The organism is Rhodospirillum sp. A1_3_36, from assembly GCF_047263945.1.
Lineage (GTDB): Bacteria > Pseudomonadota > Alphaproteobacteria > Rhodospirillales > Rhodospirillaceae > Rhodospirillum.
Genome location: NZ_JBLAVB010000003.1, coordinates 495,003 through 518,490, shown reverse-complemented (window position 1 = coordinate 518,490; position 23,488 = coordinate 495,003). Strand labels below are relative to the sequence as shown.

Genomic DNA, 23,488 nt, shown 5'->3' with positions numbered 1-23,488 from the left:
CAGTTTCTCCTCCCCCTGCCCCATAGTTGGGAAACCAAACGGGGTGGTCACGCAAGACAGGGACCCTTCCCCATTCCCCTCAATCTTGACCGATCGGGAGATGACGGATGCGTAAAGGCCTGACCGGACTGACCGATACCCGCCTGTTCCGGGCCTTCAGCCATATTGGTGGCCGCTGGACCGGCGCCACGAATGGCGCCACCATTGCCGTGACCAATCCGGCCAATGGGGATTGGTTGGGCGAAGTGCCCGCCCTCTCTGCGGCGGACAGCGCCAAGGCCGTGGATGCCGCCCAGGCGGCCTTTGGTCCCTGGGCCGGACTCACCCCCCAGGGCCGCTCCGTCCTGTTGCGCCGCTGGTTCGACCTGATCGTTGAAAACGCCGAGGATCTGGCCCTGATCATGGTCCAGGAGCAGGGCAAACCCCTGTCCGAGGCCCGGGGCGAGATGGCCTACGCCGCCTCCTTCGTCGAGTTCTATGCCGAGGAGGCCAAGCGGCCCAATATCGAGGGCGTCACCTCCCATTTGGCCGATGGCGAAGTGGAGGTCTGGCGCGAGCCCCTGGGTGTTGCGGCATTGATCACCCCTTGGAACTTCCCCTCGGCCATGTTGACCCGCAAGGCCGCAGCCGCCCTGGCGGCGGGGTGCACGGTGGTGGCCCATCCCAGCGCCGAGACACCGTTCTCCGCCCTCGCTTTGGCCGAATTGGCCGAGCGGGCGGGATTGCCTGGGGGCGTGTTCAACGTCGTCACCGGCCATGCGCCCACGGTCGTTGCCCCCTGGATGGCGGACCGTCGGGTCCGCGCCGTCTCTTTCACCGGATCGACGGAGATCGGCAAGCTGCTCTACCGCCAAGGGGCGGAGACGGTGAAGCGCCTCGTTCTGGAACTGGGGGGGCATGCGCCCTTCCTGCTCTTCGCCGATGCCAACCAGGAGCAAGCGGTGGGCGAGGCCATCAAGGCCAAGTTCGCCACCTCCGGCCAGGATTGCCTGGGGGCCAACCGCTTTTTGGTGGAGCGCTCCGTGTATGACGCCTTCGTTGCCGAATTCGCCAAGCGGACGGCCGCACTGACCGTGGGCGAGGGAATGGCCGATCCGGACATTGGCCCGCTGATGAACGAAAAGGCCGTGGCCAAGCAGGAGGAACAGGTGGCCGATGCCCTGGCGAAGGGCGCCCGTTTGGTCGTCGGTGGTAAACGCCACGCAAAGGGCCCCCTGTTCTTCGAACCCACGGTGCTGGCCGACGTTCCCCCTGATGCCCTGATCATGACCGAGGAAACCTTCGGCCCCATCGCCGCCATTGCCCCCTTCGATACGGAGGAGGAGGCCCTCACCCGGGCCAATGCGACGGAGTATGGGCTGGTGGCCTATCTGCACAGTGAATGCCCCCGGCGCATCTACCGGGCGTCCCGTGCCCTGCAATTCGGCATGGTCGCGGTAAACCGGGCTCAGGTGACCGGCGCGCCCATTCCCTTCGGCGGCACCAAACAATCGGGCTTGGGACGGGAGGGATCCCGCCTGGGTCTGGAAGCCTTCACCGAGGTGAAATACGTCTGCCGTGACTGGAGTTAGGAGCTATGGCTGTGGCTTTTATCCCCACCTCTTTGTCGTCATTCCCGCCTCCTTCCCGTCATTCCCGCGAAGGCGGGAATCCAGGGTGGGAACAGGGGACAGAAGCGGTCGACGCGACGGTTGCGCGTTTTGCCAACACCCGAGAAATCAACCCTGAATCCCCGCGTGCGCGGGGATGACGAGGTAATAAGTGTTGGTTGCACAATGAAAATATGTGCATCCCTTGACGTCTTCCCAGGGATGCCGAAAGACGGGGTGATCGCATCCCATTCATGGACTTTCTTTCGAACCAAAGGACCCTCTTCCATGCTGAAAAACGACCAACTCGAACAGTGGGACCGCGAGAACTTCTTCCACCCCTCGACCCATCTGGCCCAGTTCGCCCGGGGTGAGCTGCCCCAGCGGGTCGTGACCGGCGGATCCGGCGTCCATATCGAGGATCGGGAAGGCAATCGTCTGCTCGATGCCTTCGCTGGGCTCTATTGCGTCAATGTGGGCTATGGCCGTCAGGACATCGCCGAAGCCATCGCCAAACAGGCCCGGGAGCTGGCCTATTACCACTCCTATGTGGGCCACGGCACGGAAGCCTCCATCACGCTGTCGAAGATGATCCTCGACCGGGCGCCGGCGCATATGTCCAAGGTTTACTTCGGCCAATCCGGCTCCGATGCCAACGAGACCAACATCAAGCTCGTCTGGTACTACAACAACGTGTTGGGCCGTCCGGAAAAGAAGAAGATCATCTCCCGCTGGCGCGGCTACCACGGGTCGGGCCTGATGACGGGCTCGCTGACCGGCCTGGAAGCCTTCCAGAAGGCTTTTGACCTGCCGCTCGATCGGGTCATCCATACGGAAGCTCCCTATTACTTCCGTCGCGCCGATGGGGCCATGAACGAAGAGGCGTTCTCTGCCGATTGTGCCCAGAAGCTGGAGGCCCTGATCCAGGCGGAAGGCCCGGATACCATTGCCGCCTTCATCGGCGAGCCTGTGCTCGGCACCGGTGGTCTCGTGCCGCCGCCCAAGGGCTATTGGGAGGCGATCCAGGCCGTTCTCACAAAGTACGACATCCTGCTGATCGCGGACGAAGTGGTCACCGGTTTTGGCCGCTTGGGCACCATGTTCGGCTCCGCCCACTACGACCTGAAACCGGACCTGATCACCATTGCCAAGGGATTGACCTCCGCCTATGCCCCGCTGTCCGGCTCGATCGTGTCCGAGCGCATGTGGAAAGTTCTGGAGCAGGGCACGGACGAGATGGGGCCGATCGGTCATGGCTGGACCTACTCGGCCCATCCCATCGGCGCCGCCGCTGGGGTTGCCAACCTGAAACTCATTGACGAGCTGGATCTGGTGACCAACGCCGGAGAGATGGGGACCTACTTCAAGGCAGCCATGACCCGGGCCCTGGGCGATCACCCCAAAGTGGGCGATGTGCGCGGCGAAGGTCTGATGCTGGCCGTGGAACTGGTCGAGGACAAGGCCGACCGGGTGCTGTTCGATGCCTCCAAGAAGGTGGGCTATGCGGTGGTTGCGGAGTTGTTGAAGCGCAACGTGATTTCCCGCGCCATGCCCCAGGGCGATATCCTGGGCTTCGCGCCGCCGCTGTGCATCACCAAGGAGGAGGTGGACACCGTCGTGTCCGCCACCGCCGAGTCCGTGAAAGCGGTTCTGGGCTGAACCCCGGCCTGTTGCGCCGGTGATTCCTGACGCTTGATACTTGACGCATGGGCCCCCCGGGGCGGACTGTTGCCCAGTTCCGCCCCGGGGGTTTTTGTGGTTCGCTGTCTCTCGCTTGTGATGTTGGTCCTGTGGATGGGCAGTGGCTTGGCCCCAGCCCGGGAGTTGACCGTGGGCGTTCTCGCCTACCGGGGGGAGGAGCATGCTGCGGAGTCGTGGTCTGCCACCATCGAAGCCCTGAACCACCGCCTACCCGAGCACCATTTCACCCTCGTCCCCCTGGATCTGGAGGGCATGGTGCGGGCCGCCGAGACCGGAGCGGTGGATTTCTTCCTCACCAATCCCGGCAATTACGCCATCCTTGAATACCGCCATGGCGCCGCCCGTCTGGCCACCCTGGAGACCGGCCGCCAAGGCGCTCCCCGGGCGGCGGTGGGGGCGGTTCTCTTCTCCCGGGCCGATGGCGCTGTGCGCGACCTGGATGATCTGAAGGGCGCCCGGTTCCTGGCCGTGGATCCCCATGCCTTCGGGGGATTCCAGATTGCCCGGGGGGTGCTGAATGAGGCGGGGTTGGATCCCTTCGAAGACATGGACACCCGGTTTTCGGGCTTTCCCCTAGATGCCATCGTGTTGGATGTCCGAGACGGAAAGGCCGATGCAGGCACGGTCCGGGCCTGTCTGTTAGAGAATATGGCCCGGGAGGGAACCATTGACCTTGCGGACTTCCGGATCCTCTCGCCCCGGACGGAGGGGGATTTTCCCTGTGCGCTTTCCAGTCCCCTCTATCCCAATTGGCCCTTTGCCAAAGCCGCCGCGACGGAGTCCCTGCTGGCCAAGCGGGTGGCCATTGCCCTGTTAAGCATGGCGCCCGGGGAAACGGGGGTGGGGCCGGAGGCGCGATGGACCATTCCCCTGTCCTACCAACCGGTTCTCGACCTGTTCCGTCGTCTGCACATCGGCCCCTTTGTCACCACTCCGGAAGTCCTGCTCGCCGAGTTTTTGGACGCCTATTGGGAATGGTTTGCCCTGGCCGGAGGTCTGATCGTCCTGGCGGCCTACCATTACGCCCGGGTGGAGCACCTCGTATCCCTGCGCACCCGTGCCCTGAAGGACAGCCAGGATGAGGTCCGCCTGCGCCAAGCGGAATTGGCCCATGTCTCCCGCCAAGCCACCCTGGGGGAACTGGCCTCCGGTCTGGCCCATGAGATCAACCAACCCCTCGGCGCCATCGGCAATTACGCCTCGGGCTGTGTACGCCGTCTGGAGGCGGGCGGCGACCCCGCCGAACTGGTGGACCCCTTGAGGGAGATCGCCCGGCAAGCGGAGCGGGCCGGGCGGATCATCAGCCGCATCCGTGCCTTTCTGCGGAAGGCGCCCGCAGACTGGGGTCCCGTGGATATCAACGCGGTTTTGGGCGAGGCGGTCGACCTGCTGGATCCGGAAATCCGTAAAAGAGGCCTTTCCGTCGAGCGTCGCCTCTCCTCCGGTCTCCCCCGGATTACCGGCGACCGGATCGCCTTGGAGCAGGTCGCGGTGAACCTGATCCGCAATGCCTTGGAAGCAATGGGCGGCCAGGGCGAAACGGACCCGATCACCCTCTCCTCCAGCTTGGAGGGGAAGGAGGTGGTGGTGACGGTCGCCGATAGGGGACCCGAGTTGTCACCGGAAACCGTTGCTCGCCTGTTCGAGCCCTTCCACACCACCAAGGCCGGGGGGATGGGCTTGGGCTTGTCCCTCAGCCGCTCCATGGTGGAGGATCACGGGGGCCGTATCACCGCCACCCCCCGCCCCGGTGGTGGGTTGGCGGTCCGTTTCACCTTGCCCTGTTCCCCAACGGAGACTGCCATTCCATGACCGGTCCCTCTGCGCCCTTGGCTGCACTCGTGTATGTGGTGGATGACGATGAGGCCATGCGCCGGTCCCTCTGCTGGCTGTTGCGCTCCGTAGGGCATGAGTGCCGGGAGTATGCCTCTGCCGATGCCTTCACCGCAGCCTTCGAGGAAACACGGCCCGGCTGCCTGCTGCTGGATATCCGCATGCCGGGCCAGTCTGGCCTGGACCTGTTGGACAGCCTGAACAAGGGCGGCGCGACCCTACCGGTGCTCATCCTCACCGGTCATGGGGATGTGCCCATGGCCGTGCGGGCTTTGAAAGCCGGAGCGATGGATTTCCTGGAGAAACCCTGCAACGATCAAATGTTGCTGGATCGGGTGCAGGAGGCCGTGAGCGAACACGCCCGCCGCCTCGCCGAGCAGCAGGCCCGCTCTGACGCCCGCCAAAGGCTGGACAGCCTGACCGCCCGGGAGCGTCAGGTGGCCGAACTGGTCAGCCGGGGACTGTCCAACAAGGCCATCGCCCGGGATCTGGAAATCAGCCTGAAGACCGTGGAAGTTCACCGCCACAACGCCATGGTCAAGCTGAAGGTGGAGGGGGCCGCCGAACTGGCCCGCCTGTGGGTGGAGGCGGAGGAGGGAAGTTGATGTGGTCTATACCGTGCACTGGATCCCACCACGGTACATGACAGTGTCTTGTGTTCTTTGGGCGATAGCCCAAGCCCATTTGGGGGCGATGCCCCCACCCCCCTTTTTTCTTTTATAAATAAGAGCTTGGGGTCTGGGGCCTTTCGGCCCCAGTGGGGGACGGGGCAAAGCCCCGTGACTGTTAAATACCCACGGTCGTGCTCCGTATAGGGGGGCTTTACGCCGCTCAGCGCCTTATGTCGCACTGCACTAAGGGTTTTCCCTAAAATCTCCATGGGTATCCCTAATATCCATTCATTCGTTGCGGGAATAGCCTCCCGGTCAGCACTCAAGCCGACCGAGGAAGGATGTCCCCGCCATGGATCCATCACGCCGTTTATTTCTGAAAACCGCCGGGGCGGTGACCTGTGGGGCTGCGGCCTGCGTCACCGGAAGCGCCCCCGCCGAGGCCGGGCCGGAGCGCCATGGAGGTGACGCGGGCAGTCGCTTCGCCATGGTCATCGACCTGCGCCGCTGCATCGGCTGTCAGGCCTGTACCGTCGCCTGTTCCACCGAGAATCAAGTACCGCTGGGCGACTTCCGCACCCTCGTGAACCAGTATCAGGTGCGGGATCTGGACACGCCCGATGCGCCCCCCGCCTCCTTTACCCTGCCGCGCCTGTGCAACCATTGTGACGATCCCCCTTGCGTGGCGGTCTGCCCGGTTCAGGCCACCTATCAGCAGAAGGACGGCAAGGTCCTGATCGATGCGGACCAATGCGTGGGCTGTGCCTATTGCGTCCAGGCCTGCCCCTATGACGCCCGCTTCATCAACCCCACCACCCAGACAGCGGACAAATGCACCTTCTGCACCCATCGGGTGGAGGCGGGATTGCTGCCCGCCTGCGTGGAAACCTGTGTGGGCGGCGCCCGGGTCTTCGGTGACCTGAAAGATCCGAACAGCGAAATCAACCGCCTGCTCACCGAGGCCGAGGGAGATGTGAAAGTCCTGCGGCCAGAGATGGAGACCTCGCCGCATGTCTTCTACATCGGCCTGGACAGCCGTTTCCAAGGCAAGGTCGAGGGCCAAGCGGCCCTGTGGATCCTTCGGGATTCCCAAGGGCACGAGATTGAGGGAGCCGAGTCATGAACAGCGTTCCGGCCATCGTCGAAACCGTCAATATCAGCCGCGAGGTCGCTTGGTTGCCCTGGGCGGTTCAGTATTTCTTCCTGGTGGGCTTGGCCCTGGGCGGGGTGTTCCTCAGCCTGCCATCGACCCTGCTTGACCGCGCCGATTGGCGGCGGGCCGGGCGTATGGCCCTGTTCGCCATGGTCACCTGCGCCATTGTCGCTCCCGTGGCATTGCTCGCCGACCTGCACCAGCCGGGCCGGTTCTGGCATTTCTACACAAGCTTCACCCCCTGGAGCTGGATGAGCTGGGGCTCCCTTCTGTTGCCCGCCTTCGTCGGCTCCACGGTGCTGCTGTTCTGGCTGGCCCTGCGTCCGACCCTGCCGCGATGGGCGGCTTTGGGCGACGGCGACCTGTCCTGGCTGATCAAACCCGCGAGCGCTCTTGCTGCCGTTCTGGCCCTGTTCATCGCGCTCTATTCCGGGGCTGAGGTCATGGTGGTCCGCTCCCGTCCTCTATGGAATACCCCCTTCCTGCCGACCATGTTCCTGTTCACCGGTCTGGCCGGAGCCGCAGGGCTGGCCCTGATTTTTAACCGCGTTCTAGCGGGATACGAGGTCCAGGCCGAGTGCAAGTTGATGCGTGCGGCAGCGGTCTTCTCCGCCCTGGTGCTGGTCAACGGTGGGCTCTGGCTGGCGTCCGGCCTGATGGGGTGGAGCGATCCAGCCGCCCGGGCCTTGGCCTCCATGGTTGGGGAGACCTCCTGGATGGTCCTGGCCGCCTGGGCCGTTGCCACGGCGTTGATCCTTCTGGTTCTGGGGTGGGTTGCGCCCCGGGGCTGGGGGTGGGTTTTGGGGCTGGTTGCCCTGCATTCCGCCTGGATGTTCCGCTGGAGCCTGTTCATCGGCGGTCAGGAATTACCCAAGACCGGTGCCGGGCAATATGCCTACCACATGCCTTTGGGCTCAGAAGGGCTGATGGGCATCATTGGGACCTTCGGCCTTTGGTTGGCGCTGGCCATCCTGCTGAGCAGTCTGCCGTCCCGGGATCGCCGCACCACCTCCACCACACCGACCGCCTCCACCGCCCATAACCCTGCCGAGTAAGGGAGAGCCCCCATGTCTACGCGTCGCAATCTTCTGAAGGGTGTCGCCGCCGTCGGCGGACTGGCCGCCTTTGCTACGGGCTATGCCCATACCGCCGAAAAGGCCGTGACGGGTCTACTCACCGGGTCCTCCGGCAAACCACCCCGCAAGGCCGTCACCGGCAACGCCTTCGATCCCGAATACCGGGTCGATCCGGTCACGGGCGACCTTGAGCTCAATCCGGATCAAGCGGTGTCCTTCACCATGTGCCTGGGCTGTAACACCATGTGTGGGGTCCGGGTGCGCTCCGAGAAAGCGACGGGGCGGATCCTGCGGGTGGCGGGCAATCCCTATCACCCTTTTTCCGGCGACCCCCATATCCCCTTTGAAACCCCGGTGCGGGATGCCCTGCTCTCCCTCACCCGCCAGGGGGAAAAGGGTCTGTCGGGGCGCTCAACGGCTTGCGGCCGGGGCAATGCGGCCCTGGCCCAGGTGGATAACCCCTATCGGGTGCTCAAACCCATGAAGCGGGTTGGCCCGCGGGGCTCCGGTCAGTGGCAAACCATTTCCTTCGAGCAACTGGTCGAGGAGGTGGTCGAGGGCGGTGATCTCTTCGGCGAGGGTGTTGTGGAGGGCCTGCGCGCCATCCATGACAAGGATACGCCGCTGGATCCGGAGAACCCGGAATATGGCCCCAAGGCCAACCAACTGGCGGTGATCAATGCCACCACCGACGGTCGGGACAGCTTGATCAAACGCTTTGCCCTCAACAGTTTCGGGACTCGCAACTACGCCAACCACGGCGCCTACTGTGGCCTGGCCATGCGCACGGGATCGGGGGCGACCCTGGACGACATGAAGACCTATGCCCATGGCAAACCCGACTTTTCCAATGTGGAGTTCGCCATCTTCATGGGATCCGCCCCTGGCAACGCGGGAAAACCCTACAAACGGCAGGGCCGCCTCGTGGCCCGGGCGCGGACCGAGGGCATCCTGAACTACGTCATCGTTGATCCGACCCTGACCAACGCCACCAGCCATGCCGCCCAGGATCGCAACCGCTGGGTTCCCATCACGCCGGGCACGGATGCAGCCCTGGCGCTGGGTATGATCCGCTGGATCCTGGACAACGAGCGCTATGACGCCGCTTTCCTCTCCGCCCCCGGTCCCCAGGCCGCCGATGCCCTGGGCGAGACCACCCATACCAACGCCAGCCATTTGGTGAACCTGAAGACCGGCAAGCTGCTGCGCGGCGCCGACCTGGGGTGGGAGGGCGACCTCGCCGAGGCCGCTGTGGTTATCGACGCCCAGACCGGCGCGCCCATGGCCCACACCACCTCCGTCAAGGGCGCGCTGTTCCATGAGGGGGCGGTGGACACGGCGGCGGGATCCGTTTCCGTCAAGACCGGCCTGTCCCTTTTGGCCGAGGAAGCGCGGCGCAAGACCCTTGCCGACTATGCTGCCCTCTGCGGCGTCGAGGTGGCGGTGATTGAGGCCCTGGCTCGGGAGTTCACCGCCCATGGTAAACGGGCGGCCATCGATGCCCATGGCGGCACCATGAGCAGCAACGGTTTTTACACCGCCTGGTCGATCCTGATGCTCAATGTGTTGATCGGCAATTGGAACTGGAAAGGGGGGATGAGCCCCTCCGGCGGCGCCTTCCCCTCCTTCGCCCCGGGGCCGCGTTATGATCTGAAAACCTTCCCTGGCATGGTCAAACCCAAGGGCGTGTTCCTCTCCCGCTCGCGGTTCCCCTATCAGAAGACCAGCGAGTTCAAGCGGCGGGTCGCGGCGGGAGAGAGCCCCTATCCCACCAAGGCGCCCTGGTATCCGTTCTCGCCGCCCCTGCTGACCGAATATCTGACCAGCCATTTCGACGGCTATCCCTACCGTTTGAAGGCCCTGGTCAGCTTCATGGCCAATCCCATTTATGGCCATTCGGGCTTGCGGGCAGCCATTGAGGACAAGATGAAGGACCCGGCCCAACTGCCCTTGTTCGTCGCCATCGACGGGTTCATCAACGAAACCTCGGCGCTGGCGGATTACATCGTGCCCGATAGCGTGATGTATGAAAGCTGGGGGTGGGCGACCCCCTGGAGCGGGACGGTGACCAAATGTTCCACGGCCCGCTGGCCGGTGGTGGAGCCGCGCCAGGACAAAGCCGCCAGCGGCGACCGGATCACCATGGAGCTGTTTTTCATTGAGTTGGCCAAACGGTTGGGCCTGCCGGGCTTCGGCGATGGGGTGATCGCCGATGCGGAAGGGGGACTGCATCCCCTGAACCGGCCCGAGGACTGGTATCTGCGGGCAGGCGCCAATGTGGCCTACGCCGGGAAGCCGGTGGCCGATGCGAGCGACGACGACATTGCCCTGTCCGGCGTTGCCAGGATCATGGGCGAGCTGGAAACAGCCCTGAAGCCCGAGGAGGTCCGCAAGGTCGCGGCCCTTTTCGCCCGAGGCGGTCGCATGGAAAACGCGGACAAGGCCTATGACGGCGAGCACCTGACCCGGGCCTATACCAACCCGCTGGCGATCTATAACGAAGACGTGGGCTCCAAGGTCAATACGATGACCGGCCACCGCTTCGTGGGCGTGCCGACTTGGTACCCGCAGCGCTTCGCCGACGGGACGCCGATCCGGGAGGTCTATCCGGAAAGCGACTGGCCGGTGCAGTTGTCGGCTTACAAGTCGAACATGCAGTCCAGTTACTCCATCGGTGCGCCGCGTCTCCGGCAAATCCACCCCAATAACCCGGTTTTCATTCACCCGGAGGACGCGGCGCCCCTGGGGCTTGCTTCGGGGGATGCCGTGCGGATCGTCACACCAAGCGGCTCTATGGTCGCCACGGCCCTTGTGGTGGATGGTGTGGTGAAGGGGGCGGTTGCCATTGAGCATGGCTACGGCCACCGGGAACTGGGCGCCCGTCGCCATGTGATCGACGGGATCGCGCAACCGGATACGGGGGGCTTTTCTGCGGGAGTGAACCTGAACGACGTGGGCTTGCTCGATCCAACCCGGGGAGGCTCTGCGACTTTGGGAGACTGGGCCGTGGGTGCGGCAGCACGCCAAGCCTTGCCCGCGCGGTTGGAGCGGGTTTAGAGCATCGAGCGGAAAAGTGGGCACCGGTTTTCCGGTCCACTCAATGTTCAACTTATTGAATCTAGATCAAATTACCCGCCCTGAATCGATTCCGATTTAGGGCGGTTTGATCTAGGCGCAGTTGGAGGCGCTGCCCCCAAAACCCCCGCTGGGAGGCAGCGGCCTCCCAGACCCACCATTCCAGTTGTCATTCCCACCCCCTTCCGTCATTCCCGCGAACGCGGGAATCCAGGGTGGGAGCAGGCACCGGAAGCAAATCCCGCGACGCCAGTGCGTTTGAGCACCGGCACCGAAATCAACCCTGGATGCCCGTTTTCACGGGCATGACGGAAACCTTTGATTTTACGGCATGACTTTTGGGTTGGGCTCTGAGAGCGGAATGAGGAAAAGTGTGTGCGGTTTTCCGTCTCATTCCGCTCTAAATATATGATTTAGATCACGTTTATGAAATCAGGTCGGACAGACCTGATTTCATTGTGATCTTGGACGACTCTGGGCGGCAGCCCAGTGTGTTTTTTATGCCGGAGCGGTTTCCCTCTGCTGGACAGGGGGCCAATGAGCTTTCCCGTCCTCCAGGTAGCGGGCGATGGCCTGCGCCGCCCGGCGTCCGGCGCCCATGGCCAGGATCACCGTCGCGCCGCCGGTTACGATATCCCCTCCGGCGAAGACACCGGGCAGGGTGGTGGCCTGGGTTTCCCCATCGGCGACGATGTAGCCCCATTTGGTCAGGTCCAGGCCCGGCGTGGATTTGGGCACGATGGGGTTGGCGTTGGTGCCCAGTGCGTAGATGACCGTGTCGCACTCCATCTCCACGAACTCATCGAGCGGGATGGGCTTGCGGCGGCCCTGTTCGTCGGGCTCGCCCAGGGTCATCTTCTGGACGCGGATACCGCGCACGTCCCCGTCTTCGTTGGTGTGGATCTCCACCGGGGTGTGGAGGAAATGGAATTCGATCCCCTCCTCCTTGGCATGGCGGATTTCCTCCAGCCGGGCGGGGGCTTCGGCTTCGGAGCGGCGATAGACGCAGGCGACCTTGGGGACGCCCAACCGTTTCGACACCCTCAGGCAGTCCATGGCCGTGTTGCCCGCACCGATGACGACGACCGCCTTGCCCGTCGAGACGGGGGTGTCGTTCACGGGGAAGTCATTGCCGCCCATCAGGTTGACCCGGGTCAGGAATTCGTTGGCCGAATAGACCCGGCCCGCATATTCGCCGGGGATGCCCAGGAAGCTGGGCGCACCGGCGCCCGCCGCAATGAAGACCGCGTCAAAACCCATCTCCTCCATCAACTGGGCGACGGTAAAGGTTTTGCCGATGACCTTGTCGGTCAGAAATTCGACCCCCATGTCGCGCAGACGCTGGATCTCCCGGTCGATGATGTCCCGGGGCAGGCGGAAAGAGGGGATGCCGTAGTGCAGGACGCCGCCCAGCACATGCAAGGCCTCGAAAACCGTCACCCGGCAGCCCCGTTTGACCAGATCCGCCGCAGCGGCGAGGCCACCAGGGCCGGAACCGACGATGGCCACCCGGCCCAGCGGCGTTTCCGAGGGGGAGACGGCGCCAGTTTGCCCCACCGCATGGGCATGGTCCCCAACATAACGCTCCAGACGGCCGATGGCGACGGAGTCCACTTTGCGCCCCAGGAGACATTGTTTCTCGCACTGGTGTTCCTGGGGGCAGACCCGCCCGCAGATGGAGGGGAACAGGCTGCTTTCGTTGATGACATCCAGCGCGCCATCGATATCCCGTACCAGCAAACGCCGGATGAAGCCCGGGATGTCCACGCCAACGGGGCATCCGGCCACGCAGTCGGGCCGGTGGCATTGCAGGCAGCGTTCAGCCTCGCGGAAGGCGTCCTCGGCGGTGTAGCCCAGGTTGACCTCCAGGAAGTTGGCCGCCCGCTCCATGGCGTTGCGCTCGGGCATGGGGACCTGATGGGGCTCCACCTGGGAGATCTTTTTATAGGTGCGCTTGCCCTCCTGAACCAGGATCTGGTCGAGCTTGCAGACGTGCTCGAAGTCCGCGTTGGCCTTGGTTTCCTCTGGCGCGAAACGCTTTTGGCGGAGCATCAGTTCGGCGAAGTCCACGGCATGGCCGTCGAAATCCGGGCCGTCGACGCAGGCGAATTTGACCTCGCCCCCCACGGTAACCCGGCAGGAGCCGCACATGCCCGTTCCGTCCACCATGATGGTGTTCAGGGACACCATCGTTTTGACCCCATGGGGGCGGGTGACTTCCGCACAGGCGCGCATCATCGGCAGCGGGCCGATGGCGACGACCAAATCAGGGCGGTCGCTGGCGATGATATCGGCCAGAGCGTCCGTGACGAAACCCTCCCGCCCCGCGCTGCCATCGTCGGTGCAGATCACCAGTGCGTCGGAGGCTTCCTGGAAGCGGTCTTCCCAGAAAACCAACTCCTTGGAGCGGAAACCCATGATGGCGGTCACCCGGTTGCCCGCGTCCCGAAAGCCACGAAGTTGGGGAAAGATCGGCGCCACTCCCAGGCCACCGCCGACCAGAACCACATGGCCCACCTTGTCTATATGCTGGGGCAAACCGAGGGGGCCGACGAAATCAGCAAAGGAGTCTCCGGCCTTGTAGTGGTCGCGCATGTCCCGGGTGGTCTTGCCCAAGGCCTGGACGACGACGGTGATTGTTCCCGCTTCGGGATCCATATCCGCAACGGTGAGGGGAATTCTCTCAGCTCCGTCGCGCAGACGGAGCATAACGAAATGGCCCGGCCGGGCGGCACGGGCGACGTCTGGGGCTTCAATATCCCATAGGAAAGTGATGTCGGAAAACTGATCCCGGCGGGTAATCCGGTACATGGCGCGTTCCTCCGAAAACCTCTATCGGGCCTCGCCGCCATGGCATCCCAGCAGATGGGACCCCAGGGGTGGGTCCTCTTGAGAACACATCACCGTCAACTCACCCTGCTTGGGGAGGCCAAACGGCGGCGATGCACTCCAAAGTCCAAGATTCGGACTGGGCCGCAACCCTATGCATAGGCGTTTCGCTGCTTCCCAATCCATGCGCGCAGTCTAGCGCTTTCCCGGCGCCGTTCCGACGGAAATCGACCCCTTGAGGGTCGTTCTTAACAAGTCATGGACCGCGCCTGCCTGGCAAGGGAGGCGGCTATTCTTTTCGGGCGTCAAGCGGCTCGGGTTTTGTCCAGAATCTGGACCAAGGGGTGGGGTCCCCTGCGGCGCTAAGTCGGGTTATACTAGAGTGCCTTCGAGGCCAAGTTGGGCCACTTCTTGGCCCAACTTGATCTCGAAGGCACAAGTGTGAACAGGGGGTGATGAATGGAAAACCCGGAAGGGGTGACCGCCGGACGCGCCAGCAAGCGCGCCGTGGACGTGGCTTATGCCCGCATTCGCGACGGTATTCTGCAAAGCCGGTGGGTCGCCGGATCCCACCTAAGGGAGCAAGAGCTGGCGGACTTGACCGGGGTCAGCCGCACACCCGTGCGTGAAGCCCTTCACCGTCTAGCCACGGATGGTCTGGTGACCCTTGAGCCCAACCTGGGCGCCCGGGTGAACGAATGGGGGGACCTGGATCTCGACGAGATCTTCAACCTGCGGGCCATGCTCGAGGGCAATGCCATTGAACTGGCTGCAAACCGGGTTGGTGGGGAACAGCTCGCCGAGCTGGAGGACCTGTGCGACCGCATGGACCGGCTGGTGACCGCCTATCCCGATGTGGATTATAAGGCGCTCTCCGTCTACAATGACCGGTTCCACGGCTTATTGTTGGAGGCTTCGGGCAATGGCCGTCTGAAGGTCATGATTCGTCAAGTGGTGGAGATGCCCCTGGTCTTGCGCACCTTCGCCCGTTACAGCGAGCGCGACCTGCAGCGGAGCATGGCCCATCACCGGGAAATCGTCGAGGCCTTGACCCTGGGGGATGGCGTCTGGGCCGCCTCGGTCATACGCTCCCATGTGCGGGCGGCCAGGGCCGTCTTCGCCAACGGCGGCGCTACGGATATCTGAATCCTCCCTGTTCTGTTCGAAAAGCCACGCACGGAAGGTCGCTCTCTTCCATGGTTCAAGGCACTTCTCTTTCCTGCCTGAATTCGCTTAGAGTGCCTGTCGGCCAAACTGGACAAAAGTGTTCCAGAGGTTCTCTGTTTCCATCTCTTTTACAGGACCTTGGCGGTTAAGGTGACCCCCGACGCTGTGGAACGCGTCTCCAGCGTGGCGCGCTCAGGAAGCACAATCCTGGAGCAGGACTGATGTATTGGGATCTTTTTCAAAAGAAAATGAAGACAGGATCTCCTCAAGAGTAAAAATATTTTTTGATAAAGGGTAGTGAATTTAATGGGATCTCTAGAGAATTTTTACAAATCTTACGCCAAATCTTCAGTTTCTCAATTTGACCAAGGAACCATAGATTGTTTTGATTATGGCAGCAGATACTACATATGCAAAAAATCAATTAGCAATTTACCGGAAAATTATTTTTCCGAACAAGAGAGAGTGATTCTAGAATTGGGTTGCTGGAATGGAAAAACACTTCTTTATCTGGCTGAATCCTATGGTTTTTCTAAGGCAATTGGCGTTGACATTGGCATATCCGACCCTGGAGTAAGGGGAAAATCTGAATTTATTGATTATGATTTAAACAACACATGGCCATTTCAAGATGGAAGTGTTGATGTTCTCGTTGGAATGATGGTTTTAGAGCATCTCTTTAATCCTTGGTTTTGTTTTTCGGAGATAGAAAGAGTGCTACGCCATGACGGGCGTGCTTTTATTAACCTCCCTCTGGTCAGTAACTTAAAAAACAGGTTCCGATTGCTGTTTGGGAAGCTACCGGAGACGAGCGTGCCTTACGGTGTTTGGCAAAAAGAAGGGCATTGGGATGGATTTCATCTGCATTATTTTACGATAAAGTCGATACGAGATTTGGCAGATGCGGCAAATATGGAGATTGTTGGAATGGAAGGAGTCGGAAAGCTCAAACCTTTAAAAGATAGGTTTTTGAGTATTCTGGCGGCTGAAGTTAGCTTTGAGTTGAGAAAGAAAAAAAGACCCAGAAATTTGTAAAAATGCGGGTCTTCTCTCAATTTTATATTCATTTTACCTTACAAAGATCAAGGCGTGGAGATGACAAAGTAAAGCTAAAATAATCAAGAGGCACGACTCTAACATCAAGCGGGGCACAGCGAACAGGCACCGTTTTCCGGACCCTGTCCCTGGGGTCTGGGGAGGCCATGCCTCCCTGCCAGGGGTCTGCGGGGGCTGGCCCCCGCCAGGGCCGCGAGGCCCTTAAAGGGCGAACCGCTCCGCCACGCCCCCGGCCAGGGCGCGACGTTCTCCACGGACGGACACCTGGGGCTTATGGCCAACACCTTCCTCTGCGGTCAGGCAAAGCACGCCGTCGGACAGGGACACCGAAATCCACCGTCCACGATAGAGCACCCGGGTTTCCAGGCTGCGGATCCGATCGGTCATACAGGGGTCAAAGTGGAGCAGACCGTCGACCTCCTCCAGCCCCAGGAAGCAACGGCTGGCGAGGTCGACCGACCCGGCCATGGCCGCCAAGTGAATACCCTCCTTGGTCGTGCCGCCTTGGATGTCGGTCACGTCGCTCATCAGAGCCTTGCGGAAGTACTCCCAGGCAAGGTCCGGGTGGCTGCGGGCCATCACCCAGGCGTGGACCACAAAACTCAGCGTCGAGCCGTGGGAGCAGCGGGCCAGATAGTATTCGATGTTCCGCGCCCACATCTCGGGCGTCACCGGCGGGTAGCCCAGGTCCTCCATCACCATGGAGATTTCCTCCCGGGTGAACAGGTAGAACAGCATCAGCACATCGGCCTGTTTGCTGACCTTATAATTATTGGCGTGGTCGCCCTCGGTCTCCAGGATCCGATCGAGGCGATGAATATCCCCGTATTTGGCCCGGTAGCCCTGCCAATCGAACTCCTTCAGGGTCTCGTAGCCGTCGAACTGGCTGATGATATCGCCATCGTGGAAGGGCACATGCATCAAGCGCCCCATGGCCATCCAATGGGCCAATTCCCGCTCGGTCATCCCCAGGCCTTCCATCACCCCCTGGCGATCCTCCGCCGGAAGGCCCGCCAGGACCCGGGGTGTGGTGGCAAAGAGCCAGGCACAGAGCACATTCGTATAGGCATTGTTGCGCAAACCCGGTTCGTCCGGGCGACCCGGGAAGCCATCGTGGAATTCGTCCGGCCCCATGACCCGGTGGATCTCATAGCGCCCAGTCTCAGGGTTGAACCATGCGAGTGAGGCAAAGAAGCGCGCGATTTCCACCAGCAGCGGGGCGGCGACCTGGGTCAGGAAGGCGCGGTCGCCGGTGATCCGGGCGTGGCGGTGGGCGTTCCAGGCAATGGCGAGGCTGACGTGGCGCTGAACCCAGGTGTTGTCGGGCAGCCAGCGTCCCGAATTGGGGTTGAGGTGCAGGAGTTGGCTCTCCTCCCGCCCGTCGCTGCCGCTCTGCCAGGGGAACATGGCGCCGCGCAGGCCATCGGCGGCGGCGGCAGCCCGAGCCTTGGGTAGGCGCCGGGTGCGGTATTTAATGGTGGCTTCAGCGATTTCCGGCAGGCCGTATTCCAGCACCGGCAGAATCATCAACTCGTCCCAGAAGACGTGGCCCCGGTAGGCCTCCCCATGCCAGCCGCGGGCGGGGACGCCGACGTCCAGGTCGGTGATATGGGGCGAGAGGGATTGCAGCAGATGGAACAGGTGCAGGCGCAGGACCCGTTGGACCTCGGCGTCCCCGCACTCCAAGGTCATGTCGACGGTGTTCCACAGACGGCGCCAAGCCGCCCCGTGCCGGGCCTTGAGCGTGGCTCCGTCCGGCGCGGCTGCAACGGCTTCCAGGGCCGACAGCGCCGGGTCGGTGATCGCCCGGTCCCGCCCCGTATAAAGAGCCACGACCTTCTCCACCGCCAGGGTCTCCCCATCGGCGAGGGAAGCCGAGGCGACCTTGGCGCAGCCCGTGGACCAGACCTTGTCCACCACAGGGACCTCTCCCGCTGTCGAAACCACGCGCAGGTCGGCGGCGAGGGCAAGGCGCAGGTTGGCTTGGGTAAAGCGTGTCACCAGCAACGCCAGGCATTCCCCCACCGCCTTGCCCTGGCCGTCGTCCAGGGCCTTGCAGGTCGCCTCTTCCACCATCAGGTGACGGCATTCAAGCTCCCGATAGCGGGCCACGCCCCAATTGCGGACATTCCCGTCCAGGCGGGCATGCAGGCTGACCGTCCCCGACCAGCCCACCACCGTGACCGACAGGTGTTGGATGGCCAGATGCATGTCGTCCATGGAGACAAGACGCTCGGCCTCGATGGAGATCCGGCGGCCCTCGGGGTCCTGGATCAGGGTCTTCTGGCGCAGCCCCCCCGCTTTCAGGTCCAATTCCTGGGTATTTTCCAGGATCTCAGCGGTCAGCGGGTCCAGGGGGTGGCCGTCCAGAACGATGTCGATGGCCGACCAATCGGGCAAGGCCACCAGATCCTCGTTCTCCACCCAGCGGTCCGCCACCTTGGTCCGCACCCGGTTATAGCCCCCGGCCAGATAAGTCGCCGGGTAGTGGATCGAATCATCCACCGAAACCCAGGGAAAGGCGCCCCGGCTGCAAAAATAGCCGTTGCCCAAGGTACAGAGAGCCTCTCGCAGCCCCTGTTCCGCCGGGTCGAACCCCTCGTAACGCAACGTCCAGTCGGTCATCGTCGTCCCCTCCCCCCCCGTCTCTTTGTTGTCTTATGACTTAACCCAGCATCGCCTGAAACAGGCGATAGACCGCGTCCGGATCGGCGACCCGGACCTGGGCATGGGTCAAACGTCCCGTTCCGTCCTCTTCAGGCGCCGCGACCAACACGCCGATGCCACCGATCCCGGGCAGGATCTTGAAGGCATCCTCGTCGGTGACATCATCGCCGAAGAACATGGCGGCCATGTCATCCCCATCCAGCCCCAGTGCCTTGCGCAGGTGCAGCACCGCCTTCCCCTTGTCCCAATCGATATCGGGCTGGAATTCGAAGACCTTCTTGCCGAGCTTTTCCTTTACCCCATCCATCGCCGCGACCCGATCCAGACAGGCCCGGAAAGCCGGATAGTCACCGTCGGAGACCAGCCGATAATGGGCGGCAATGGAGAATTTTTTCCGTTCGATCAGCGCCCCATCAATCGAATCCAACCCCGCGTGAAGTTGGGCTTCCACCTGGTCGAGAAGCCCCACATGGTCGCCCAGGCCGTCCAAGGCCACCTCCCCCTTGCCGGGAACGCGGATATCGAAGCCGTGGGAGCCCGCATAGATCAGCTCCGGGATCCCCACCAGCGCCTCAACGTCGGCCCGGTCCCGGCCGCTGACCACAGCAACGGGCACCTTGGCGGCCAAGGCCCGCACGGCTTCCCGCCCCTTGGCCGACAGGATGGCGTCCTCGGGCCGGTCGACGATGGGGGTGAGGGTCCCGTCGTAATCCAGGAACAGGACCGGAGTCCGCCCCGCCAGCGCCCCCCGCAAGGCCACCCCATCGGCCAGGGCATCGGGCAGGGATTCGATTGGGGTGGCGATTTGAGCCGTTGCGTCAGTCATGGCAGGAACTCTCCAAGGTCACGGACAACACAGTGGGCGCCAGCGGCGCGCAGGGCCTCTTCGCCCGCGCCCCGGTCGATGCCGACCACCAGACGAAAGCCACCGGCGACCCCTGCGGCAACGCCGGAAACCGCATCTTCCACCACGCAGGAGGATTCGGGCGCCACCCCCAGCAGGGCCGCACCCCGCAGAAAGGTATCCGGTGCGGGTTTGCCGGGCAGTCCCTCTTCGGCCGCAAGCAGACCATCGACCGTGGCATCAAACAGATCCGACAGCCCAGCCCGGTCGAGAACCGGGCCACAATTCTTCGAGGAAGAGACAACCGCGACCCGCCCCCCGGCCTGCTTGAAAGCACGGATAACGGCTACAGCGCCATCGAACAGGGTCACCCCATCCCGCCCCAGTGCCGCACGGAACAGGGTATTTTTGCGGTTGCCCAAACCACAGACGGTCTCCGCCTCGACTGAATCCTCAGGCGTGCCCCAGGGCAGAACGATCCCCCGGGACCGCAAAAAACTGTCCACCCCGTCATAACGGGGTTTGCCATCGACCAAAGCGATATAATCTTCAGCCAGGGAGAAAGGAATAAACGGCCCGCCATCCCGAGCCGCACGGTCTTTCAGATAGCCATCGAACAGGTCTTTCCAGGAGGCCGCATGGACCGAAGCGGTGTCGGTCACCACCCCGTCAAGGTCGCAAATAAGCGCATCCAAACCCATGGAGAACAGATCGGGCCGGGATACGTCCGCTGGGGATATCCCCTTTGGGTTGATCATCGGAGTGCCATCGATCGGTCGGACCCGCCTCCCAAAACGGAGTCCGCAAAACGGGCGGTTTCCATCCCGGAGGGGATTGGCTTCGCGAGCCGAGCCCAACCCCTTTTGAAAGGGTTGCTTGCCAAGAAGGGGCAACCAAAGGACGCCCCCGCGAAGGGGGAACTATAGGCAATTCCCGGAAGAATGGCACCCCCTCTCGGAAGAAACCCTTTCAGGAAAGGGGAAAAGCGCGTTTCAGGACTCTCCGTCCCTGGCTTTCCAGGACTCTTGGGTTTGCCCGGCCTTAAAGGCATCCTGAGCCTGCTGCTTGGCCTTCCAGGCCTCCAGTTTCTTGGCCCGCCAGTTGTCTGCGAAGGACTTGGCGGCTGCGGCCTGCTTGGCCTTTTCCGCGCGGACCTTCTCCATACGGGCGCGATAGGCGACATCCACGGCCTTGGCCCGCTCGATGGCTTCCCGCGCCTGTTTTTCGGCAACCGCATCGAAACGGGCTTTCCGCTGCTTGGCGTCGTATTGGTAATAGAACCCGTCGTAGGGCCTCTCCAAGCTGAACAGCGAATTCGATGATGCGATGGGATAGTCGGTGACCAGGGCGGCCAGTTCGACTCGGTCTTGCACGCTCTCCTTCGCTTCCATCCAGGCTTCGTTGATTTTTTTGGCGTAGCGCTCGGCATATTCTGGGGTCTTTGAGTGGTAGGCGGTCACGGCTTTCGGCCAGTTGCCCATTTCCTTATACAGACGCTTCAGGAAATTCACCGCATAGGCCACATTGGCGGCGGGATCCATGGCCTCCGCCACACCCCCGGCAAAGGCGTCCCCATGGTAGCGCAGGTTGACCTGCATGCAGCCCACGTCAATGTTCCGCACCCCCTGGGCCTGGAGCGCACGCACCGCTTGAAGGGCCGCGACCTTGGTGGGGTAAAAACTGCCCTTCCCCCCCGAGGTGACCGTCCAGGGCCAGGCAATTCTTGCCTTCAACCCCTTGTCCCAACGCCCACTCTCGACCAGGGAAATGGCGGTCAACATGTGCTCGGGAAAGCCCTCTTCCTGGTTCTGAGACAGGGTCTGGGCTGCGCAAAGGGATCGGACCGGCGTATCCGCCCGCGCCTGGGAGATTGAAAATCCAAGGAATCCCGCCAGGACCGTCGCCAAGACAGTTGATAGAACCAAGGTAAAACTGGATCTCATGAAGGCAGACATGGCGCGGTCCTCAAGCGATGGAAGGCATCCCCTTGTCACAGGGAGAGCCCTCATATTCCGACTCAGTCACAGCAAAATTCGTACCATAAATATCGACCAATTATCATTCTCTTCGGAAACACTATGTTTCCAATTTGTTGAAACTGTTGCACCGAACGGAACGCAACGCTCCACGAAACAATTCATTGACCCAGGAAGAAACTGGGAAATTTTCGAACAATGATCAAGCTCTCGCCCTAATAAAGATGCGTCCACATTTTTGTGATGATCAACAGCCGCAAACCGCGCCCTCGGGAAAGAGTTTGTGCCACTCGGAAGTTCTTGAATAACCCTTCCAAATAGGGTTAGCTATTGCAATGCAGCAACGGACATAGGGATGTCCAACGCTGTTCTTGGACGTTTCCTCCCTGAACTTGGGCCGTGGGCAACCACGGCCCTTTTTTTATTCCAGTCCCTCCACGGATCCCGCTTCTGCCCTCCCCGGAACCGGTATATCCGTATTTTTACTGACCCCCTTCGCCCCCTACTCGGCGCTTCGCGCGCGCAGTCTGGCGGTATCGGGCAACAGAAAAGCTCCGAGAATATCTCCCAAACTTCCCACCAGGGCGGTCAGAATGTCATTCAAGGCCGCAAACCCGTCATTGGGTTGGTGAGTGACTTCGTCCATGTACAGATCCCGGGCCAATTCGATCTGCAAAACATGCACCCCGCCACTCGGACGTCCATAGTGGCTGGTGGTAAATCCCCCGGCATAGGGCATGTTACGGGCAACCCGCAGGCCCGACGCGCGCAGGACCGATTCCGCAGCCTCGGTCACTTCCGGCGCACAGGACCGCCCATGGCAATCCCCAAGGACCACCTGGGCGGTGAAGGCGGGACTGCCGTGGGCGACGGACGGCATGGAATGGCAATCGAGCAGCAGACAGTAACCGAACAGATCCTGCGTCTCCCGGATCAGGGCCGACAAGGTGGCGTGGTAGGGCCGATAGATCCCTTCGATCCGGGCCTCGGCTTCGACATAGGGCAATTTGTGCCCATAGATTTCCGCACCCCCACCGACCACCCGGGCGACGGTCCCCAATCCGGCCGCAACGCGGGCACTGGCCACATTGGCATAGGAGGGCAGCGGGTCGGAGAACATCTCCGGGTCCAGCTCATAGGGCTCCCGGTTCAGGTCGAGGAAAGCCCGGGGATACAAAGCCCGCAGCAGGGGCGCCCCCAAACGCGGCCCAGCGCCGAACAGAACATCGACGAAGGTATCTTCCGACCGACGCAGTCCCAGGTCATCAAGGATCGACTGGCGCCGGAAGGACTCCGGATAGAACGTCCCGGAATGGGGAGAAGACAGGACGAGCGGCAGGGTTCGCCGATCAGGCGCAAGCACCTCGAAAGGGGGGCAAGCCCCAACAGAGCCCGTGTTTTTTCCATCCATGGCATGACTATACCCCGGCCCCTTCCTCTCCTCCAACCCGGGAAATGACGGTATGGAAGACCATACCCCCAAAAGTGCTCCTTCACCCCCAAATCGGACCCTGAGAAAAGAAGATGCGTTTTGATGAAAAAAGGCACTTGCATTACGCCGCCGCCGCGGATAAAACCCAGTCCTCCCGACGGAACACCCCGTACCGGTCGGGACGAAACAGGGACTTCGGTTTCTGTTTCACCCCTTACAAAGGGCGCGTAGCTCAGCGGGAGAGCACCTCGTTGACATCGAGGGGGTCACTGGTTCAATCCCAGTCGTGCCCACCATTTCGAAAGGGCCGCCGGAGACATCCGAGCGGCCCTTTTCCTTGGCTGCCTGCCCGTTGCTCCGGCTTGGCTCCAGACCGCTCCCGACCACGCTCCAAACGCTATCCGTCTTGCCCAGTGCAGACCCTCGACCCGTCAGCCCAGTGGGGATTGACCACACCCAATATTGAAACTATAAAAGTT

General features: G+C 62.3%; 15 protein-coding genes and 1 tRNA gene. 10 read left to right on the top strand and 6 right to left on the bottom strand.

Features of this window, described 5'->3' with window-relative positions; translation table 11 throughout:
* Window positions 1-107 precede the first annotated feature (107 nt).
* From ACLIRY_RS09935 to ACLIRY_RS09905, 7 genes are all read left to right on the top strand, one after another.
* The gene (locus ACLIRY_RS09935; RefSeq protein WP_413205212.1) at window positions 108-1,571 is read left to right on the top strand and encodes an NAD-dependent succinate-semialdehyde dehydrogenase; all 1,464 of its coding nucleotides are present in this window, start codon (window positions 108-110) and stop codon (window positions 1,569-1,571) included.
* A gap of 306 nt (window positions 1,572-1,877) precedes the next feature.
* Window positions 1,878-3,248, top strand: coding sequence for an aspartate aminotransferase family protein (locus tag ACLIRY_RS09930; RefSeq protein ID WP_413205211.1), 1,371 nt, complete (start codon window positions 1,878-1,880; stop codon window positions 3,246-3,248).
* 69 nt (window positions 3,249-3,317) lie between these two features.
* Window positions 3,318-5,102: a PhnD/SsuA/transferrin family substrate-binding protein gene (locus ACLIRY_RS09925; protein ID WP_413205210.1), complete on the top strand. Its 1,785-nt coding sequence runs from the start codon at window positions 3,318-3,320 to the stop codon at window positions 5,100-5,102.
* A complete protein-coding gene (locus ACLIRY_RS09920; RefSeq protein WP_413205209.1) occupies window positions 5,099-5,728 on the top strand; it encodes a response regulator transcription factor in 630 nt (209 codons plus the stop codon). Before ACLIRY_RS09925 ends, ACLIRY_RS09920 begins: the two co-directional genes overlap by 4 nt.
* A gap of 358 nt (window positions 5,729-6,086) precedes the next feature.
* Window positions 6,087-6,857 carry a sulfate reduction electron transfer complex DsrMKJOP subunit DsrO gene (gene dsrO / locus ACLIRY_RS09915; protein WP_413205208.1) on the top strand — a complete coding sequence of 257 codons (771 nt, stop codon included), beginning with the start codon at window positions 6,087-6,089 and terminating at the stop codon, window positions 6,855-6,857.
* Complete coding sequence (nrfD, locus tag ACLIRY_RS09910) at window positions 6,854-7,942, top strand: NrfD/PsrC family molybdoenzyme membrane anchor subunit (protein ID WP_413205207.1); 1,089 nt, start codon at window positions 6,854-6,856, stop codon at window positions 7,940-7,942. The genes dsrO and nrfD overlap by 4 nt, the downstream gene beginning before the upstream one ends.
* Window positions 7,943-7,954: 12 nt before the next feature.
* Entirely contained in the window at window positions 7,955-11,020 is a 3,066-nt protein-coding gene (locus ACLIRY_RS09905) for a molybdopterin dinucleotide binding domain-containing protein (RefSeq protein ID WP_413205206.1), read from the top strand.
* Window positions 11,021-11,536: 516 nt separating this feature from the next.
* On the opposite strand, the gene gltA is transcribed toward ACLIRY_RS09905, so the two are convergent.
* Complete coding sequence (gene gltA, locus ACLIRY_RS09900; RefSeq protein WP_413205205.1) at window positions 11,537-13,849, bottom strand: NADPH-dependent glutamate synthase; 2,313 nt, start codon at window positions 13,847-13,849, stop codon at window positions 11,537-11,539.
* A 477-nt stretch (window positions 13,850-14,326) separates the two neighbouring features.
* Between gltA and ACLIRY_RS09895 the strand changes: the two genes are divergently transcribed.
* Window positions 14,327-15,013 (top strand): GntR family transcriptional regulator, encoded by a 687-nt coding sequence (locus ACLIRY_RS09895; protein ID WP_413205204.1) that lies wholly within the window; start codon window positions 14,327-14,329, stop codon window positions 15,011-15,013.
* A 327-nt stretch (window positions 15,014-15,340) separates the two neighbouring features.
* Window positions 15,341-16,069 carry a class I SAM-dependent methyltransferase gene (locus ACLIRY_RS09890; protein ID WP_413205203.1) on the top strand — a complete coding sequence of 243 codons (729 nt, stop codon included), beginning with the start codon at window positions 15,341-15,343 and terminating at the stop codon, window positions 16,067-16,069.
* A gap of 222 nt (window positions 16,070-16,291) precedes the next feature.
* On the opposite strand, the gene ACLIRY_RS09885 is transcribed toward ACLIRY_RS09890, so the two are convergent.
* The 5 genes from ACLIRY_RS09885 to ACLIRY_RS09865 form a co-directional block, all read right to left on the bottom strand.
* Window positions 16,292-18,715: a glycoside hydrolase family 65 protein gene (locus ACLIRY_RS09885; protein WP_413205202.1), complete on the bottom strand. Its 2,424-nt coding sequence runs from the start codon at window positions 18,713-18,715 to the stop codon at window positions 16,292-16,294.
* 40 nt (window positions 18,716-18,755) lie between these two features.
* Window positions 18,756-19,583 carry a trehalose-phosphatase gene (gene otsB / locus ACLIRY_RS09880; RefSeq protein ID WP_413205201.1) on the bottom strand — a complete coding sequence of 276 codons (828 nt, stop codon included), beginning with the start codon at window positions 19,581-19,583 and terminating at the stop codon, window positions 18,756-18,758.
* A complete protein-coding gene (locus ACLIRY_RS09875; RefSeq protein WP_413205200.1) occupies window positions 19,580-20,359 on the bottom strand; it encodes an HAD family hydrolase in 780 nt (259 codons plus the stop codon). The genes otsB and ACLIRY_RS09875 overlap by 4 nt, the downstream gene beginning before the upstream one ends.
* A gap of 234 nt (window positions 20,360-20,593) precedes the next feature.
* Window positions 20,594-21,556, bottom strand: a complete 963-nt coding sequence (locus ACLIRY_RS09870; protein WP_413205199.1) for a lytic transglycosylase domain-containing protein — start codon at window positions 21,554-21,556, stop codon at window positions 20,594-20,596.
* Between the two features lie 523 nt (window positions 21,557-22,079).
* Complete coding sequence (locus ACLIRY_RS09865; RefSeq protein ID WP_413205198.1) at window positions 22,080-22,988, bottom strand: N-formylglutamate amidohydrolase; 909 nt, start codon at window positions 22,986-22,988, stop codon at window positions 22,080-22,082.
* 242 nt (window positions 22,989-23,230) lie between these two features.
* On the opposite strand from ACLIRY_RS09865, the gene ACLIRY_RS09860 reads away from it, so the two are divergent.
* A tRNA-Val gene (locus ACLIRY_RS09860) sits at window positions 23,231-23,305 on the top strand.
* Window positions 23,306-23,488: the final 183 nt, after the last annotated feature.

Coding starts and splice junctions, on each gene's coding strand:
- ACLIRY_RS09935 (WP_413205212.1), top strand. CDS start 108: ATGCGTAAAGGCCTGACCGGACTGACCGATACCCGCCTGTTCCGGGCC.
- ACLIRY_RS09930 (WP_413205211.1), top strand. CDS start 1,878: ATGCTGAAAAACGACCAACTCGAACAGTGGGACCGCGAGAACTTCTTC.
- ACLIRY_RS09920 (WP_413205209.1), top strand. CDS start 5,099: ATGACCGGTCCCTCTGCGCCCTTGGCTGCACTCGTGTATGTGGTGGAT.
- dsrO (WP_413205208.1), top strand. CDS start 6,087: ATGGATCCATCACGCCGTTTATTTCTGAAAACCGCCGGGGCGGTGACC.
- nrfD (WP_413205207.1), top strand. CDS start 6,854: ATGAACAGCGTTCCGGCCATCGTCGAAACCGTCAATATCAGCCGCGAG.
- ACLIRY_RS09905 (WP_413205206.1), top strand. CDS start 7,955: ATGTCTACGCGTCGCAATCTTCTGAAGGGTGTCGCCGCCGTCGGCGGA.
- gltA (WP_413205205.1), bottom strand. CDS start 13,849: ATGTACCGGATTACCCGCCGGGATCAGTTTTCCGACATCACTTTCCTA.
- ACLIRY_RS09895 (WP_413205204.1), top strand. CDS start 14,327: ATGGAAAACCCGGAAGGGGTGACCGCCGGACGCGCCAGCAAGCGCGCC.
- ACLIRY_RS09890 (WP_413205203.1), top strand. CDS start 15,341: ATGGGATCTCTAGAGAATTTTTACAAATCTTACGCCAAATCTTCAGTT.
- ACLIRY_RS09885 (WP_413205202.1), bottom strand. CDS start 18,715: ATGACCGACTGGACGTTGCGTTACGAGGGGTTCGACCCGGCGGAACAG.
- otsB (WP_413205201.1), bottom strand. CDS start 19,583: ATGACTGACGCAACGGCTCAAATCGCCACCCCAATCGAATCCCTGCCC.
- ACLIRY_RS09875 (WP_413205200.1), bottom strand. CDS start 20,359: ATGATCAACCCAAAGGGGATATCCCCAGCGGACGTATCCCGGCCCGAT.
- ACLIRY_RS09870 (WP_413205199.1), bottom strand. CDS start 21,556: ATGTCTGCCTTCATGAGATCCAGTTTTACCTTGGTTCTATCAACTGTC.
- ACLIRY_RS09865 (WP_413205198.1), bottom strand. CDS start 22,988: ATGGATGGAAAAAACACGGGCTCTGTTGGGGCTTGCCCCCCTTTCGAG.